The following is a 15,071-nucleotide window of genomic DNA, read 5'->3' as shown; positions in this document are numbered from 1 at the left end:
CACCATCGCAGCTTTGGCGCTTCGGCGGTATGGTGGACTTCGCGGCCGGCTTGAGGCTTGTTGAAGCCATGTCGGTTCGCCTGTTCGCCTTGTTGGGTCTGGTCCTGGGGATGCTGTTTGCGGGACAGGCCACGGCCGCCGCGGGGCCCTGTCACACCAACGCCGACATCTGGGGCGGGCAGGGTCTGGCCAACGCCGAGGCTGCCTATGGGATGGAATGGGCGCCCTTCGGCGCGACGGAATGGGGATGGCAGCCCTATCTGCCCCTGATCCAGCAGGATCTGCATACGCGTTGCGGTCCTGGCACACCCATTTTCGCCTCGCAGTTGGCGGGGTTCCAGCAGACGCACGGCCTGCCCCCGACCGGCCTGTTGGACGCCGCGACCTTCCAGGTGTTTCGCGGCCTGTGGCAGGAGCGGCGGCCCTTCGTCATGGCGCGGGTCCGGGGGCTGTGCCCGGAACCGCCGCCGATCAACCAACTGGGTTATCTGGTCGCGGAGGAGGAGCACGCCGATCGCCTGACCCGCCTGCTGCGGCGCGACGTGCTGGACGCCTATCGACGCCTGGTCGCCGCCGCCCGCGCCGAGGTTCGCGAGGTCGCGGCCAACCCCGAACTGCTGCAGATTTTCTCAGGCTTTCGCGACCCGGAGGCGGATGCGGCGCGTTGCGTCCAGCAGGGCAATTGCGACGGCTTGAGGCGCGCGGTCTGTTCACCGCACAGGACGGGGACGGCCGTCGATCTCCATGTAGGACAGGCGCCGGGCCTTGGGGTGGATTCCACCACCCCGGCCAGCCGGGAATACATGGCGCGGACGCCGACCTATCGCTGGCTGGTCGCCAATGCGGGGCGGTTCGGTTTCGTCCCCTACGTCTATGAACCGTGGCACTGGGAGTATGTGCGGCCGTGGGACCCTTCATTCGCACCCTGACTTCGGCCGAGACGGCGCTGGCGCGTGATGCGTTCGGCGCGGCGCTGCGCCTGGATACGGTCCGGCTGATCGGCTGGCCCTTTCGGCGCGCCTTTGTCGCCGGACGGTGGTTCGGGCGGGATTGGATCGTCTGGCCGCAGCGCGATCTGGTAGGGGATTTCGCCAAGGCCTCCGTGCGCGCCCAGGGCGTGCTGATCCACGAACTGACCCACGTCTGGCAGGCCCAGCAGGGCGTCAATCTGCTCTGGGCCAAGCTGAAGGCCGGCGACACGGCGGCGTCCTATGCTTATGAAGCCGTTTCGACCTGCCGCTGGGAAGGGCTGAACATCGAGCAGCAGGCGATGGCGATGGAACACCGCTTTCATCGCCAGAACGGGCGCGCCGCGCCGGGATCGGCGGCCTTTTACGCGGCCCTGTGTCCGTTCGAGCCGAAAACGGAATCGGGGACTTGCGTAGCGAATGGGGACACGCCAAGTTAGCAACGGTCGTTGTTGCGAATAACGGCCGTCAGTCATTCAACGGAGCCTCCCCCGATGCCGAAAGTCCTGGTTCTCTATCATTCGACCTATGGCCACCTCGAAACCATGGCCGAAGCCGTCGCCGAAGGCGCGCGCGAGGTCGAAGGCGCAATCGTGGACATCAAGCGCGTGCCGGAAACCGTGCCGGAAGACCTGGCCAAGGCCTCGCACTACAAGCTGGATCAGAAGGCGCCGATCGCCAAGATCGACGATCTCAAGGACTATGACGCCATCATCATCGGCGCCGGCACCCGCTTCGGGTCGGCCGCGTCGCAGATGCGCGCCTTCCTGGACCAGGCCGGCGGCCTGTGGTTCACCGGCGCCTTGATCGGCAAGGTCGGCGGCGCCTTCACCGCGACCGCGACCCAGCATGGCGGTCAGGAGACCACCTTCCAGGGTCTGCACAACTTCTTCCTGCACCACGGCATGCCGGTCGTCGGTCTGCCCTATTCGTATCAGGCGCAGATGACGCTGGACGCGGTCCACGGCGGCTCGCCCTATGGGGCGACGACCATCACCGGCGGCGACGGCTCGCGCCAGCCCAGCGACATCGAACTGGACGGCGCCCGGTTCCAGGGGCGGCACATCGCCGAACTGGCCAAGAAGCTGCACGGCTGATCCGATGCGCCAGCCCGCCGTCTTCTTCGGTCACGGTTCGCCCATGAACGCGCTTGGCGGCCCCTTCGCGGACGCCTGGCGCGACCTTGGACAGGCCATCGGCAAGCCCAAGGGCGTGGTGATGGCCTCCGCCCACTGGGAGACGCGCGGGCTGGGCGTCACCGCGCAGGAGAAACCCGAAACCATCCATGATTTCGGAAACTTCCCGCGTGAACTTCATGAAATGCAGTACTCCGCGCCCGGGTCCCCGGAACTGGCGGCCCGCGTGTCGGGTCTGACCGGCGCGATCATGACCCAGCAATGGGGCCTGGACCACGGGACATGGTCGGTGCTGCGGCACGTCTGGCCCGAGGCGGACGTGCCGGTGGTGCAGCTGTCGCTGAACCGCGAGCTGACGGCGCGCCAACACTATGAGCTGGCCAGGACCCTGCGGCCTTTGCGGGACGACGGGATCGTGATCGCCGGGTCGGGCGACTTCGTCCACAATCTGCGGACCTGGAAGCGCGAGGCCGGGGCGGAGCCCTACGCTTGGGCGAGCGGGTTCAACGAGGCGGTGAAACACGCCTTCCTGATCGGCGACCACGAGGCGCTGATCGACTGGGTCGATCTGGCCGAGGACGCGCAACTGAGCGTGCCGACAGACGAACATTATCTGCCGGTGCTCTATGTCGCCGCGCAGCAGCAGCCGGGCGAGCCTGTCAGCTTCTTCAACGACAGCATCGACGGCGGCTCGATCTCGATGACCGGCGTTCGTATCGGCTGAGCGCGCCGAGGGAGCCGGTCAGGCCGCCTTTTCCGCCTCGACCATCTTCTGGATCGCGACATAGTCGGTCTTGCCGGTGCCCAGGACCGGCACTTCGGCGACCTTGACGATCTTCTTGGGGATGACCAGTTCGGGCGCGCCGTTGGTGCGGGCCCATTCCGCCAGGGGCGCGACCTCGGCCGAGGCGTGGTCGGTGACGAGCACCAGCTTCTCGCCCTTGCGGCTGTCGGGAATCGACACCACCGCGTGCCGCCGTTCGGGCCAGACGGCGCCGGCGATGCCTTCCACGGCGGTCAGGGACACCATTTCGCCGCCGATCTTGGCGAACCGCTTGGCCCGACCCTTGATGGTGACATAGCCTTCGGCGTCCACGTCCACGATGTCGCCGGTGTCCAGCCAGCCGTCGCCCACGGCGTCCCAGGTCAAGGGTTCGGCGGCGGTGACATAGCCGCTCATGACGTTCGGCCCCTTCAGGAACAGACGGCCGCCGCCCTCGATCCCCTCGACCGGCTCCAGCTTCCAGTCGATGCCGGGCAGCATCTGGCCCACCGTGCCCGGCGCATTGCGGTTGGGATGGTTGACCGCGATGATCGGCGAGGCCTCGGTCGCGCCATAGCCCTCCAGCAATTTGACCCCGCCGAACTTGGCGTCGAACAGGGCGCGCGTCTCCTCGCGGACCTTCTCGGCCCCGGCGACGGCGAACTTCAGCGTGGCGAAGTCGTTCGGTTCGGCGACGCGGGCGTACTGGCTCAAGAAGGTGTCGGTCGCGAACAGGATCGAGGCGTTCACCTGAGGCAGCAGGTCGGTGATCTGTTTGGCGTGCAGCGGCGACGGATATTCGAACGCCTTCAACCCCTGAAGCAGCGGCAGGATCACGCCGCCGGTCAGGCCGAAACAGTGGAAGGTCGGCAGCGGGTTGAACATCACCCAGGACGGATCGAGGTCGATGTGGGCCGCCACCTGGCGCGCATTGGCGACCAGGTTCTGCTGGCTGAGCACGACGCCCTTGGGGGTTCCGAAACTGCCCGAGGTGAACAGGACCACGCCCGGCGCATCCGGGTCCGTCTTGACGCGGAACCGCTTGGGCGCGGCCCCGGCGGCCAGGCCATAGAGTTTGTCGGGCAGGCCGATGGTCTTGCGCACGTCGTCCAGCCAGACGATGTCGGCGACGGTCTTCAGTTCGACGATCAGATCGTCCAGCTTGGCCTGATCGACGAACCGTTTGGCCGTCAGCACCTTCTTGACGCCGGACGCCTGGATGGCGGCCTTCAGATTGGTCTCGCCGGCGGTGAAGTTCAGCATCACCGGCACGCGGCCGTGGGCGTGCAGACCGAAGAAGGTGACGACCACCCCCATCGACGACGGCAGAAGGATGGCCACCCGCTCGCCCATGTCCGTCATCTGCGCGATCTTGCGGCCCAGCACGAAGGCGGCGCGGATCAGGCCGGTGTAGGTCAGCGGGTGACGATCCTGGTCCTCCAGGATCTCCTTGTCGCCGAACCGCGCCCGCGCCTCGATAAGGGCGTCGATCAGGGTTTCTTCGTACAGCGACGGATCCAGGGCCTGGCGCAAGCGCGTCTCCTATGGAGGGCGTGGGAAGCCCTCTCTGTTGTTCGGGCGACTGTCATTAATGACGCCGGGTCATCTTGAAAAGATGCGTAACGCCGCGTGAGTTCCGTTCGGTCGCGCTCTGTAACCGGCCGTGCCTTGCCTTCCGGGCGCGGAAGGCCGAAATACCGACCATGGTCACTCTGATCGACACCCTGCAGCGCAAGCCGTCGGAGCTGCGTCACCCGGAAAAGCAGAACCGGCCGGAATCCGTCGTGCTGAAAAAGCCCGACTGGCTGCGGGTCAAGGCGCCGGGATCGGGCCAGTACAACGCCACCAAGGACATCGTGCGCTCCAAGGGGCTGGTGACGGTCTGCGAAGAGGCGGCCTGCCCGAACATCGGCGAGTGCTGGAGCCAGAAGCACGCGACCCTGATGATCATGGGCGACACCTGCACGCGGGCCTGCGCCTTCTGCAACGTCAAGACGGGCCTGCCCCAGCCGCTGGATCCGGAAGAGCCGGGCAAGGTGGGCCTGGCCGTCCAGCAGATGGGCCTGAACCACGTCGTCATCACCTCGGTCGACCGCGACGATGTGGCGGACGGCGGCGCGGCCCACTTTGCCGAGGTGGTGCGCCAGATCCGCATCCAGGCGCCGAACACCACCATCGAGATCCTGACGCCCGACTTCCTGCGAAAAGACGGGGCGGCCGCCGTGATGATCGACGCCAAGCCCGACGTCTTCAATCACAACCTGGAGACCGTGCCGCGCCTGTATCTGAAGATCCGGCCGGGCGCGCGCTACTTCCACAGCCTGCGGCTGCTGCAGATGGTCAAGGAGCGCGATCCGAACCAGTTCACCAAGTCCGGCATCATGGTCGGTCTGGGCGAGACCAAGGAAGAGGTCATGCAGGTGATGGACGACATGCGGTCCGCCGGCGTCGACTTCATCACCATCGGCCAGTACCTGCAGCCGACGCGCAAACACGCCGCCATCGACCGTTTCGTCACCCCGGAGGAGTTCAAGGCCTATAAGGCGATCGCCCGCGCCAAGGGCTTCCTGATGGTGTCGTCCTCGCCGCTGACGCGCTCGTCGCACCACGCCGGCGACGACTTCGCCCGGCTGAGGGCGGCGCGCGAGGCGCAACTGCGCCGCTGAGCCAGGGATGGCCGTCCATCGCGTCACGCGCATACTGCCCTATGCGCCCGAACAGCTTGCCGATCTTGTGGCGGACGTGCGCGCCTATCCCGACTTCGTGCCGTGGGTCACGTCGATGCGCGTCTGGAACGAGCGGGCGGAAAGCGAGGGCGTCGGCTTGCAGGATGCGGAGGCCAGCGTGGGCTTTTCCTTCCTGAAGGAGCGGTTCTCCACCTGGGTCCGGCATGACCGCAATGCGCCGAAGGTCGAGGTCGGCCTGTTGCGCGGGCCGTTCAAGCACCTGAAGAACCGTTGGGAGTTCTTTCCCCATCCCGAGGGGACGCGGCTGGAGTTCATGATCGACTTCGCCTTCAAGTCGCGGATGCTGGACCTGATGCTGTCGGCCAACTTCGACAGGGCGGTGGAAAAGCTGATAGGCTGCTTTGAAAGCGAAGCCGCTAGGCGCTTTCGCTGAGAGCGCATGATGTCGGAGCAAAAGCCTATACTGTACAAGCGTCGCAGTTGGATTTTGCTCACGGCTCTCATTCTATCGACGGGCGCATTCGTCTTGGCCTCTCCGATGCTGTTGCTGTTTGCGGCAATGTCGGGAATGGCGGGAGACTCATGCGCTGGTTGGCCAGCCCATCTCTTCATCATGAGCGCATTGACCTTGCCGATCGCTATCATCGGCGTGCTTATAAACGGCTGGCGAGCGTTCATTGTTCGCGATGAGCCACGCGCATGGTGGGGCTTTGCGGTCCTACCCTTGTGGCCGCTGTCGCTGTTCGTGAGTACAAAAATGGCTGTGTTTTGCTGAAAGACTTCGACTTCGATGCGACCGTCGTGGGCGCCGGGGCCGTGGGCCTGGCCTGCGGGCGGGCGTTGTCGAAACGGGGCCTGACGGTGCTGGTGCTGGAGAAGGAAGGCCACATCGGCCAGGGCGTGTCGTCGCGCAACTCCGAGGTCATTCATGGCGGCCTCTATTACCCGACCGGATCGTTGAAGGCGCAGTTCTGCGTCGCGGGTCGGCGCGCGCTCTATGATTTCCTGGCCAGCCGCAAGATCGACCATTGGAAGTGCGGCAAGCTGGTCGTGGCCACCGAAACGGCCGAGGTCGAGCGGATCGAGGGCATCTTCGAACAGGCGACGGCGAACGGCGTGGAGGGGCTGGAGCATCTGACCGGCGCCCAGGCGCGGGCGCTGGAGCCCGAACTGAACGCCCACGCCGCCATCCTGTCGCCCGAGAGCGGCCTGTTCGACAGCCACGGCTATATGCTGGCCCTGCGAGGCGAGATCGAGGACGCGGGCGGCTCGGTCGTCGTGTCGGCGCCGTTCGAGGGCGCCGCGCCGCTGTCGGGCGGCGGGTTTTCCATCCGCGTCGGGGGCGAGGGGGCGATGACCGTCACCAGCCGCCTCCTGGCCACGGCGCCCGGGTTGTCGGCGCAGGCGGTCGCGGGTCAGATCGAGGGCTATCCGCCCCAAGACATCCCCACCGGCCATTTCGGCAAGGGCGTCTATTTCCGTCTGATCGGACGCGCGCCGTTCGACCGGCTGATCTATCCTCCGCCTATCCCCGGCGCCTTAGGCACCCATTATCGCAAGGACCTGGGCGGGCAGGGGGTGTTCGGCCCCGACCTGGCCTATGTCGAAACCGAGGATTATTCGGTCGATCCGGCCAAGGCGGACGAGTTCGCGCGATATATCCGTCGTTTCTGGCCAGGCCTGCCCGACGGCGCCCTGACGCCCGACTACGCCGGCATCCGGCCCAAGCTGCATGGGCCGGGCGAGCCCCAGCCCGACTTTCAACTGCATGGGCGCGAGCATCACGGCCTAGACGGCCTGATGGCCTTGTTCGGGATCGAGAGCCCCGGCCTGACCGGTTCGCTGGCTATCGGCGAGGCGGTGGCGGCGGCTTTGACGGAGACGGAATGACCGAACGCGAGAAGATGCTGGCGGGCCTGCCCTATGATCCTGGCGATCCCGACCTGCGAGACGGTCGAGCCCGAGCAGTGGGCCTGACGGTCGCCATCAACGCCGAGCCGGATCGCGACCGTCGCAGCGCCCTGGTCAATCGGTTGGTGAGCGCGACTGACGGCAAGGCGATCATCATGCCGGGTTTCTTCTGCGACTATGGCGTCAACATCCATTTGGGCGCGCGCGCCTTCGCCAACGCCAACTGCGTGTTCCTGGACTGCGCCGAGATTCGCATCGGCGACAACTTCCAGGCCGGGCCTGGGGTGCAGCTCCTGACGCCGGAGCATCCGCTGGACGCGGTGGCGCGTCGCGGCAAGGAAACGGCGCGCTCCATCGTCATCGGCGACGACGTATGGATCGGCGGCGGCGCCATCGTTCTGGCCGGCGTCACCATCGGAGACCGGTCGGTGATCGGGGCGGGTTCGGTCGTGACCAAGGACGTGCCGTCGGACGTTGTCGTCGTCGGCAATCCGGCGAAGATCGTCCGTCGTTTGGCGGCTGCTTAAACGCCTTGAAATCGTCGCGCGGTTCATGCATAAGCCGCGCCTCGCGTGGCGGCTCGGCATCCTTCTAAAGAAGGGTTGGGGGCCGCCGCTATCGTTTTCGCGCCAGACAGGCTTCGGCTCTGGGCGGCGCCCGACTTAGAAGATTGAGACGGACATGGCCGTTCCGAAGCGCAAAGTATCTCCCTCGCGTCGCAACATGCGCCGCGCCCACGACGCCCTGACCTCGAACGTTTATGTCGAGGACAAGGACACCGGCGAGCTGAAGCGCCCGCACCACATCGACCTGAAGACCGGCACCTATCGCGGTCGCCAGGTCATCACGCCCAAGGAAGACTAGGTCTTTTTAGGACGTTTCGCCCGCGTTCGACAACGACGGGCCGAATGGCGATTTCAACGGCGCGCGGTGATCCGCGCGCCGTTTTCGTGCGTTCAGCGCGTCGAGCTTTAGATCGGAGATCGCCGCATGATGATTCGCCCCGCCGCCGCCATCGGCGTCTGCATGCTTTTGCTCGCCGCCTGTGGGCGCGACGACCGGCAGGCTGCCGATGCCTCGCCTCCCGCCCTGGATTCGACGGCGTCGCCTGCACCTTCGGCCCCCGTCGCCGCACCAGCGGCCGCCGACACCCTGACGGCCGACGGCCTGGGGCCGGCGCGGATCGGGATGAGCAAGGCCGATCTGATCGCGGCCTGGGGCGATGACGCGAACCCAGGCGCAGTGGGAGGCGCAGAGCCTGAGGCGTGCGACATCTTCCACCCCGCCCGCGCGCCGAAGGGCGTCAGCGTCATGATCCAGAACGGCCGACTGACGCGAATCACCCTGGCGCGCGACGCCGGCGTCAAGACCGACCGTGGCTTCGGCCTGGGCGACACGGCCTTGGCGATCAAACAGGCGTATGGCGGCGCCGTCTTTTCCCAGCCGCACAAATATCAGGACGCCCCGGCCGAGGATCTGTTCGCCTGGGCGCGCGGTGGTTCGACCGCCTATGTCGCCGACCCGTCGGCGCGCGGCGTCCGCTATGAGATCGGCGCGGACGGCAAGGTCGGCATGATCCATGCGGGCGATCCGTCGATCCAACTGGTCGAAGGGTGTTCCTGACATCGCGATCACGGCGGCATTGGCCTTTGGCGGACGGGCGGCTAAACCCGTCTGACTTCATTTCCGCCTTGAGCCAAAGAGCCGAGCCATGACCGACATCGCCGACATCGTCGCCCGCCAGATTCTCGACAGCCGTGGCAATCCGACGGTCGAAGTGGACGTGATCCTGGACGACGGCTCGTTCGGCCGCGCCGCGGTTCCGTCCGGCGCATCGACGGGCGCGCACGAAGCCGTCGAACTGCGCGACGGCGACAAGGATGTCTGGGGGGGCAAGGGCGTTCAAAAGGCGGTGGACGCCGTCAACGGCGAAATCTTCGACGCCCTGTCCGGCATGGACGCCGAGGACCAGCGCCGGATCGACGAGGCGATGATCGAACTGGACGGCACGCCCAACAAGGGGCGCCTGGGCGCCAACGCCATCCTGGGCGTGTCGCTGGCGGCCGCCAAGGCCAGCGCCATCTCGTCGGGTCTGCCGCTGTATCGCTACATCGGCGGCGTCTCGGCTCGCGTCCTGCCGACCCCGATGATGAACATCATCAATGGCGGCGCCCATGCCGACAATCCGATCGATATCCAGGAGTTCATGATCCTGCCGACCGGAGCCGAGACCTTCAGCGACGCCCTGCGCATGGGAACGGAGATCTTCCACGCCCTGAAAAAGCAGCTGAAGGACGCCGGCCACAACACCAACGTCGGCGACGAGGGCGGCTTCGCCCCGAACCTGGCCTCTGCCGAGGAGGCGTTGAGCTTCATCACCAAGGCGGGGCAGGCGGCCGGCTATCTGGCGGGCGAAGACTTCCACCTGGGCCTGGACGTAGCCTCGACCGAGTTCTTCAAGGACGGCAAATACGTCATGGCCGGCGAGGGCAAGACCGTCGACGCCGACGGGATGGCCGCCTATCTGGTGGATCTGTGCGAACGTTTCCCCATCGTCTCGATCGAAGACGGCATGGCGGAGGACGATTTCGACGGCTGGCGCCTGCTGACCGAACGTCTGGGCGACCGGGTGCAACTGGTCGGCGACGACCTGTTCGTGACCAATCCCGCGCGTCTGGCGGCCGGCATCGGCGAGGGGCTGGCCAACTCCATCCTGATCAAGGTCAATCAGATCGGCACCCTGTCGGAGACGCTGGATGCGGTCGATATGGCCCAGCGCGCCGGCTATACGGCCGTCATGAGCCACCGTTCGGGCGAAACCGAGGACGCCACCATCGCCGACCTGGCCGTGGCCACCAACTGCGGTCAGATCAAGACCGGCTCTCTGGCCCGATCGGATCGGGTGGCGAAGTACAACCAACTGCTGCGAATCGAAGAGATGCTGGGCGACCAGGGCGTCTATTTCGGCGATGGCATGCTGCTGAAATAGGCGATGGAATTCTCGGCGGAGAATCAGCGTTCTCCGCCGATATTCTTACGGTCAAGCTACATTTCGTTAGGCATTTTCGGGCACGGTTCCTGAACTGTGTTTTCGCGCTCAGAAGGAGCGTTCTAAGTGCCCGAACGGATGAAGTCTTACCGCGTGTCCTGCGTTCTGCTGCTGTTGCTCGCCTATCTTGGCGTGCAGGCCTTGACGGGCGAACGGGGCCTGTTGAGCGGCGCCTCGCGCGATGCGCTTCTGGGACAGCGCGAGGACCAGCTCGCCCAGCTTACCGAGCAGCGCCGTGATCTGGAGACCCGGGTGCGTTATCTTCGGAGCGACAGTCTGTCGCGCGACCTGCTCGAGGAGCGCGCGCGCGCTGTATTGGGCTTCTCCGATCCGCGCGACTATGTGATCCGCGCCTCGGCCCCGACTGAGCAGAGCTGAACACGCGCCACTTGAACTATTGTTACAGCGCGACCCGGACCCCTTTGCGTTCCGGGAAGGAAGGCTGCTAAAGCCCCTTTCCGTAACGATAAGAAGGCGTCGCTTCTCGGCGCCTAGCCGGGAGATACCGGATGGCGAAAGCCCCAGCCAAATCCGCTCAGACGACAACGCCTGACAAACTGCCCAATGCGCCGACGGCGTCCAAGGAAGACCTGCTTCGCTTCTATCGCGAAATGGTTCTGATCCGTCGCTTCGAGGAGCGCGCGGGCCAACTGTACGGCATGGGCCTGATCGGCGGCTTCTGTCACCTGTACATCGGCCAGGAGGCCGTGGCGGTCGGCGTTCAGGAGAGCGTCAAACCGGGCCACGACAAGATCATCACCGGCTATCGCGACCACGGCCATATGCTGGCCGCCGGCATGGACCCGAAGGAAGTCATGGCCGAGCTGACCGGCCGCAGCGGCGGTTCGTCCAAGGGCAAGGGCGGGTCGATGCACATGTTCGACGTGCCGACCGGCTTCTACGGTGGACATGGCATCGTCGGCGCCCAGGTGGCGCTGGGCACCGGCCTGGCCTTCGCCGGCAAGTATCGCGGCGACGATTCGGTGGCCTTCGTCTATTTCGGCGACGGAGCGGCCAACCAGGGTCAGGTGTACGAAAGCTTCAACATGGCCCAGCTGTGGAAGCTGCCGGCCATCTACATCATCGAAAACAATCAATATGCGATGGGCACGAGCATCGAACGCTCGTCCTCGACGACGGAACTGTACCAGCGCGGCGCCAGCTTCGGCATTCCGGGCGAACAGGTGGACGGGATGGACGTCCTGGCCGTGCGCGACGCGACGGCCCGTGCGGTGAAGCGCGCGCGCGAAGGCGGCGGCCCCTTCATCCTGGAGGTGAAGACCTATCGTTACCGCGGCCATTCGATGTCCGACCCCGCGAAATACCGCACCAAGGAAGAGGTCGACGAGGTCAAGAAGACCCGCGATCCGATCGATCACCTGAAGATGCTGCTGTCGGCCGCCAAGGCGACCGAGGAGGAGCTGAAGACCGTCGATAACGAAATCAAGGCGATCGTCGCCGAAGCTGTTCAATTCGCCCAAGAGAGCCCGGAACCCGATCCGTCCGAGCTCTATACAGACGTCTACGTGGAGGCCTGATCCGTGACCGACATTCTGATGCCGGCGCTGTCCCCCACGATGGAAGAGGGCACGCTGACCAAATGGCATATCAAGGCGGGCGACACCGTGTCGGCCGGCCAGGTGATCGCCGAGATCGAGACCGACAAGGCGACGATGGAAGTCGAGGCCGTGGACGAAGGCGAGGTGCTGGAGATCCTGGTGCCGGAAGGCGCCGAGAACGTAAAGGTCAATACGCCCATCGCGCGTCTTTCGGGCGACGACGCGGGTGCGATTTCGACGACGAAATCCGACGATTCCGACGACGCGAAAGCAGCGACTTCAACGACGAAGGCTACGGCCGAGGGCAAGACCGGCGATCCCGAAAAGGCCCCGCCCCAGACCTCGACGCCGAAAGTCGAACTGCGCGACCCGGAAATTCCGTCCGACGCCAAACTGGTCAAGACGACCGTGCGCGACGCCCTGCGCGACGCCATGGCCGAGGAGATGCGTCGCGACGACCGGGTCTTCCTGATCGGCGAGGAAGTCGCCCAGTACCAGGGGGCCTACAAGGTCAGCCGCGACCTGCTGCAGGAGTTCGGCGACCGGCGCGTCGTCGACACGCCGATCACCGAGCACGGCTTCGCCGGCCTGGGCGTGGGCGCCGCCATGGCGGGCCTGAAGCCGATCGTCGAGTTCATGACGTTCAACTTCGCCATGCAGGCCATCGACCATATCATCAACTCGGCCGCCAAGACGCTGTATATGTCGGGTGGTCAGATCCGCGCCGACATCGTCTTCCGCGGCCCGAACGGCGCCGCCAGCCGCGTCGGCGCGCAGCATAGCCAGGACTATTCGGCCTGGTACGCCCAGGTGCCCGGCCTGAAGGTCATCGCCCCCTATGACGCGGCCGACGCCAAGGGCCTGTTGAAGGCCGCCATCCGCGACCCGAACCCGGTCGTCTTCCTCGAACACGAGATGCTCTACGGCGCCGAGTTCGACGTGCCGGAGGTCGAGGACTATGTCCTGCCGATCGGCAAGGCCAAGGTCCGCCGCGAGGGCAGGGATGTCACCATCACCGCCCACGCCCGCATGGTCGGCTTCGCCCTGCAGGCCGCCGAGAAGCTGGCCGAAGAAGGGATCGAGGCCGAGGTGATCGACCTGCGCACCCTGCGCCCGTTGGACCATGAGACTGTCGTCGAAAGCGTCAAGAAGACCAATCGTCTGGTTTCGGCCGAAGAGGGCTGGGGTCCGATGGGCGTCGGCGCCGAGGTCGTGGCCCGCGTGATCGAGCACGCCTTCGACTATCTGGACGCTCCGCCGCTGCGGGTGCATCAGGAAGACGTGCCGCTGCCCTACGCCGCCAATCTCGAAGCCCTGTCTCTGCCCGGCGTCGACAAGATCATCGCGGCCGTGAAGCAGGTGATGGCGTGACCGAGGCGTCGGAATTCATGCTGACGACGCCCGACAGCGTCGCGGCTGATCCCCAGGCCATCGAACTGCTGCGGATGTGGTGGTCGAAGGAGGAGCCGGTGATGGCGGTCAAGCCCGCCTTCAACGATCCGATCCAGTTCGGCCGTCTGCTGGCCTATGCGGCGCGCCACATGGCGCATGGTTACGCCGTGCGTCACAGCCACGATGAAACAGCCGCCTACCACCGCATCCTCGAAGGCTTGACCGAAGTGGTGAAGGCGAACGACGTCCGCACCGTCGCCGAGCCGATCACGAAAACCGGGGGGAACGCCTGATGACCGATATCCTTATGCCGGCCCTGTCTCCGACCATGGAGGAGGGCGTGCTGGCCAAATGGCACGTGAAGGTGGGCGACATGGTTTCCGCCGGCGACGTGATCGCCGAGATCGAAACCGACAAGGCCACGATGGAGGTCGAGGCGGTCGACGAGGGCGAAGTCACCGACATCCTGGTGGCCGAAGGGACCGAAGGCGTGAAGGTCAATACGCCCATCGCCCGGCTGAAGGACGAAGGCGGCGCAGCCGCGCCCAAGCCTGCGGACAAGCCTGCCGACAAGGCCGAGGAGTCTCCGAAGCCCCAGGCCGCGCCTGCCGCAGCCGTCGAGGCGCCAAAGGCCGCCGCACCGGCTCCGGCCGCGCCGAGGTCGGACAACGGCGAACGCATCTTCGCCTCGCCCCTGGCGCGTCGCATCGCGGCGCGGAACGGCGTCGATCTGAAGTCTATCAAGGGCACCGGCCCGCATGGCCGGATCGTCAAGCGCGATGTCGAGGCCGCCGGCAAGGGCGCCGCCCAACCTGCGTCCACGCCGCCCGCGACGGCCGAGGCAGGCGCCGCCGCCGAACCGCGCAAGGCTCTATCGCTGGCCCAGATGGGGATCCCGGACGGCAGCTACGACCTGATCCCGCTGGACGGCATGAAGAAGGCCGTGGCGCGTCGCATGGTCGACAGCGTCCAGAACGTGCCGCACTTCCCGCTGTTCATCGATGTCGAGATCGACCAGCTGATGGCCGTGCGCGCCAAGGTGAACAAGATGCTGGAGCCGCAGGGGATCAAGGTCTCCGTCAACGACTTCGTCATCAAGGCCGCGGCCCTGGCCCTGAGGGCGGTGCCCGAGGCGAACGCCTCCTATACGCCGGAAGGCATCGCCATGCACCACAACGCCGACATCTCGATGGCGGTGGCGATCGACGGCGGCCTGATCACCCCGATCATCAGGAAGGCCGAGACCAAGGGCCTGGCGCAGATCGCCACCGAGTCCAAGGACCTGGCCAAGCGCGCCCGCGACCGCAAGCTGAAGCCGGAAGAGTTCCAGGGCGGCACCTTCTCGGTGTCCAATCTGGGGATGTTCGGCATCAAGCAGTTCACCTCGATCATCAATGAGCCGCAGGGTTGCATCATGAGCGTGGGCGCCGGCGAGCAGCGCGCCGTGGTCAAGGACGGCCAGGTCGTTCCAGCCACCGTCATGACCGTGACCCTGACCTGCGATCACCGCGTGGTGGACGGCGCGACGGGCGCCCGCTTCCTGCAGGCGTTCAAGCCGTTGATCGAAGATCCCGTCGCGATGCTGGCGTAAGGGGCGGGACGGGTC

At 66.0% G+C, this 15,071-nt stretch carries 18 protein-coding genes; 17 read left to right on the top strand and 1 reads right to left on the bottom strand.

The features are described 5' to 3' along the window. Positions 1 to 68 precede the first annotated feature (68 nt). From DI624_RS10910 to ygiD, 4 genes are read left to right on the top strand one after another with little or no spacing between them, the layout of a single operon-like run. Positions 69 to 929 (top strand): D-alanyl-D-alanine carboxypeptidase family protein, encoded by an 861-nt coding sequence (locus DI624_RS10910; RefSeq protein WP_291538281.1) that lies wholly within the window; start codon positions 69 to 71, stop codon positions 927 to 929. Continuing rightward, entirely contained in the window at positions 905 to 1,408 is a 504-nt protein-coding gene (locus DI624_RS10905) for a hypothetical protein (RefSeq protein WP_291538279.1), read from the top strand. Before DI624_RS10910 ends, DI624_RS10905 begins: the two co-directional genes overlap by 25 nt. A gap of 54 nt (positions 1,409 to 1,462) precedes the next feature. Then, positions 1,463 to 2,065, top strand: coding sequence for an NAD(P)H:quinone oxidoreductase (wrbA, locus tag DI624_RS10900; RefSeq protein WP_291538277.1), 603 nt, complete (start codon positions 1,463 to 1,465; stop codon positions 2,063 to 2,065). Positions 2,066 to 2,069: 4 nt separating this feature from the next. Then, positions 2,070 to 2,828 carry a 4,5-DOPA dioxygenase extradiol gene (gene ygiD, locus DI624_RS10895; protein WP_291538274.1) on the top strand — a complete coding sequence of 253 codons (759 nt, stop codon included), beginning with the start codon at positions 2,070 to 2,072 and terminating at the stop codon, positions 2,826 to 2,828. A gap of 18 nt (positions 2,829 to 2,846) precedes the next feature. On the opposite strand, the gene DI624_RS10890 is transcribed toward ygiD, so the two are convergent. After that, complete coding sequence (locus DI624_RS10890) at positions 2,847 to 4,400, bottom strand: AMP-binding protein (protein WP_291538271.1); 1,554 nt, start codon at positions 4,398 to 4,400, stop codon at positions 2,847 to 2,849. A 170-nt stretch (positions 4,401 to 4,570) separates the two neighbouring features. Here DI624_RS10890 and lipA point away from each other — a divergent pair, with 170 nt between their 5' ends. The 13 genes from lipA to DI624_RS10825 all read left to right on the top strand — a co-directional run bounded on the left by lipA (position 4,571) and on the right by DI624_RS10825 (position 15,056). Then, positions 4,571 to 5,533 carry a lipoyl synthase gene (gene lipA, locus DI624_RS10885; protein WP_367142119.1) on the top strand — a complete coding sequence of 321 codons (963 nt, stop codon included), beginning with the start codon at positions 4,571 to 4,573 and terminating at the stop codon, positions 5,531 to 5,533. Positions 5,534 to 5,540: 7 nt separating this feature from the next. After that, entirely contained in the window at positions 5,541 to 5,987 is a 447-nt protein-coding gene (locus DI624_RS10880) for a type II toxin-antitoxin system RatA family toxin (RefSeq protein WP_291538269.1), read from the top strand. Between the two features lie 105 nt (positions 5,988 to 6,092). After that, positions 6,093 to 6,329 carry a hypothetical protein gene (locus tag DI624_RS10875; RefSeq protein ID WP_291538267.1) on the top strand — a complete coding sequence of 79 codons (237 nt, stop codon included), beginning with the start codon at positions 6,093 to 6,095 and terminating at the stop codon, positions 6,327 to 6,329. After that, a complete protein-coding gene (locus DI624_RS10870; RefSeq protein WP_291538264.1) occupies positions 6,323 to 7,444 on the top strand; it encodes an NAD(P)/FAD-dependent oxidoreductase in 1,122 nt (373 codons plus the stop codon). The genes DI624_RS10875 and DI624_RS10870 overlap by 7 nt, the downstream gene beginning before the upstream one ends. Then, positions 7,441 to 7,992, top strand: a complete 552-nt coding sequence (locus DI624_RS10865; protein WP_291538261.1) for a sugar O-acetyltransferase — start codon at positions 7,441 to 7,443, stop codon at positions 7,990 to 7,992. The genes DI624_RS10870 and DI624_RS10865 overlap by 4 nt, the downstream gene beginning before the upstream one ends. Before the next feature lie 154 nt (positions 7,993 to 8,146). Then, on the top strand, positions 8,147 to 8,329 hold the full coding sequence (gene rpmF, locus DI624_RS10860; protein ID WP_026108365.1) for a 50S ribosomal protein L32: 183 nt from the start codon (positions 8,147 to 8,149) through the stop codon (positions 8,327 to 8,329). Between the two features lie 126 nt (positions 8,330 to 8,455). After that, positions 8,456 to 9,088 (top strand): hypothetical protein, encoded by a 633-nt coding sequence (locus DI624_RS10855; protein ID WP_291538250.1) that lies wholly within the window; start codon positions 8,456 to 8,458, stop codon positions 9,086 to 9,088. Positions 9,089 to 9,176: 88 nt separating this feature from the next. Beyond that, the gene (gene eno, locus DI624_RS10850; protein ID WP_291538247.1) at positions 9,177 to 10,454 is read left to right on the top strand and encodes a phosphopyruvate hydratase; all 1,278 of its coding nucleotides are present in this window, start codon (positions 9,177 to 9,179) and stop codon (positions 10,452 to 10,454) included. Positions 10,455 to 10,592: 138 nt separating this feature from the next. Then, a complete protein-coding gene (locus tag DI624_RS10845; protein ID WP_291538346.1) occupies positions 10,593 to 10,892 on the top strand; it encodes a septum formation initiator family protein in 300 nt (99 codons plus the stop codon). 131 nt (positions 10,893 to 11,023) lie between these two features. Then, entirely contained in the window at positions 11,024 to 12,052 is a 1,029-nt protein-coding gene (pdhA, locus tag DI624_RS10840; RefSeq protein ID WP_291538244.1) for a pyruvate dehydrogenase (acetyl-transferring) E1 component subunit alpha, read from the top strand. Positions 12,053 to 12,055: 3 nt separating this feature from the next. After that, positions 12,056 to 13,444 (top strand): pyruvate dehydrogenase complex E1 component subunit beta, encoded by a 1,389-nt coding sequence (locus tag DI624_RS10835; RefSeq protein ID WP_291538242.1) that lies wholly within the window; start codon positions 12,056 to 12,058, stop codon positions 13,442 to 13,444. Beyond that, positions 13,441 to 13,758 (top strand): DUF5076 domain-containing protein, encoded by a 318-nt coding sequence (locus DI624_RS10830; RefSeq protein WP_291538241.1) that lies wholly within the window; start codon positions 13,441 to 13,443, stop codon positions 13,756 to 13,758. The genes DI624_RS10835 and DI624_RS10830 overlap by 4 nt, the downstream gene beginning before the upstream one ends. Further along, positions 13,758 to 15,056: a pyruvate dehydrogenase complex dihydrolipoamide acetyltransferase gene (locus tag DI624_RS10825; RefSeq protein ID WP_291538239.1), complete on the top strand. Its 1,299-nt coding sequence runs from the start codon at positions 13,758 to 13,760 to the stop codon at positions 15,054 to 15,056. Before DI624_RS10830 ends, DI624_RS10825 begins: the two co-directional genes overlap by 1 nt. Positions 15,057 to 15,071 lie beyond the last annotated feature (15 nt).

Origin of the sequence: Brevundimonas sp., from assembly GCF_003248455.1 — a bacterium.
Taxonomy (GTDB): Bacteria; Pseudomonadota; Alphaproteobacteria; order Caulobacterales; family Caulobacteraceae; genus Brevundimonas.
The sequence above is the reverse complement of the archived record's forward strand: the minus strand, read 5'-3'. Positions and strand labels throughout refer to the sequence as shown.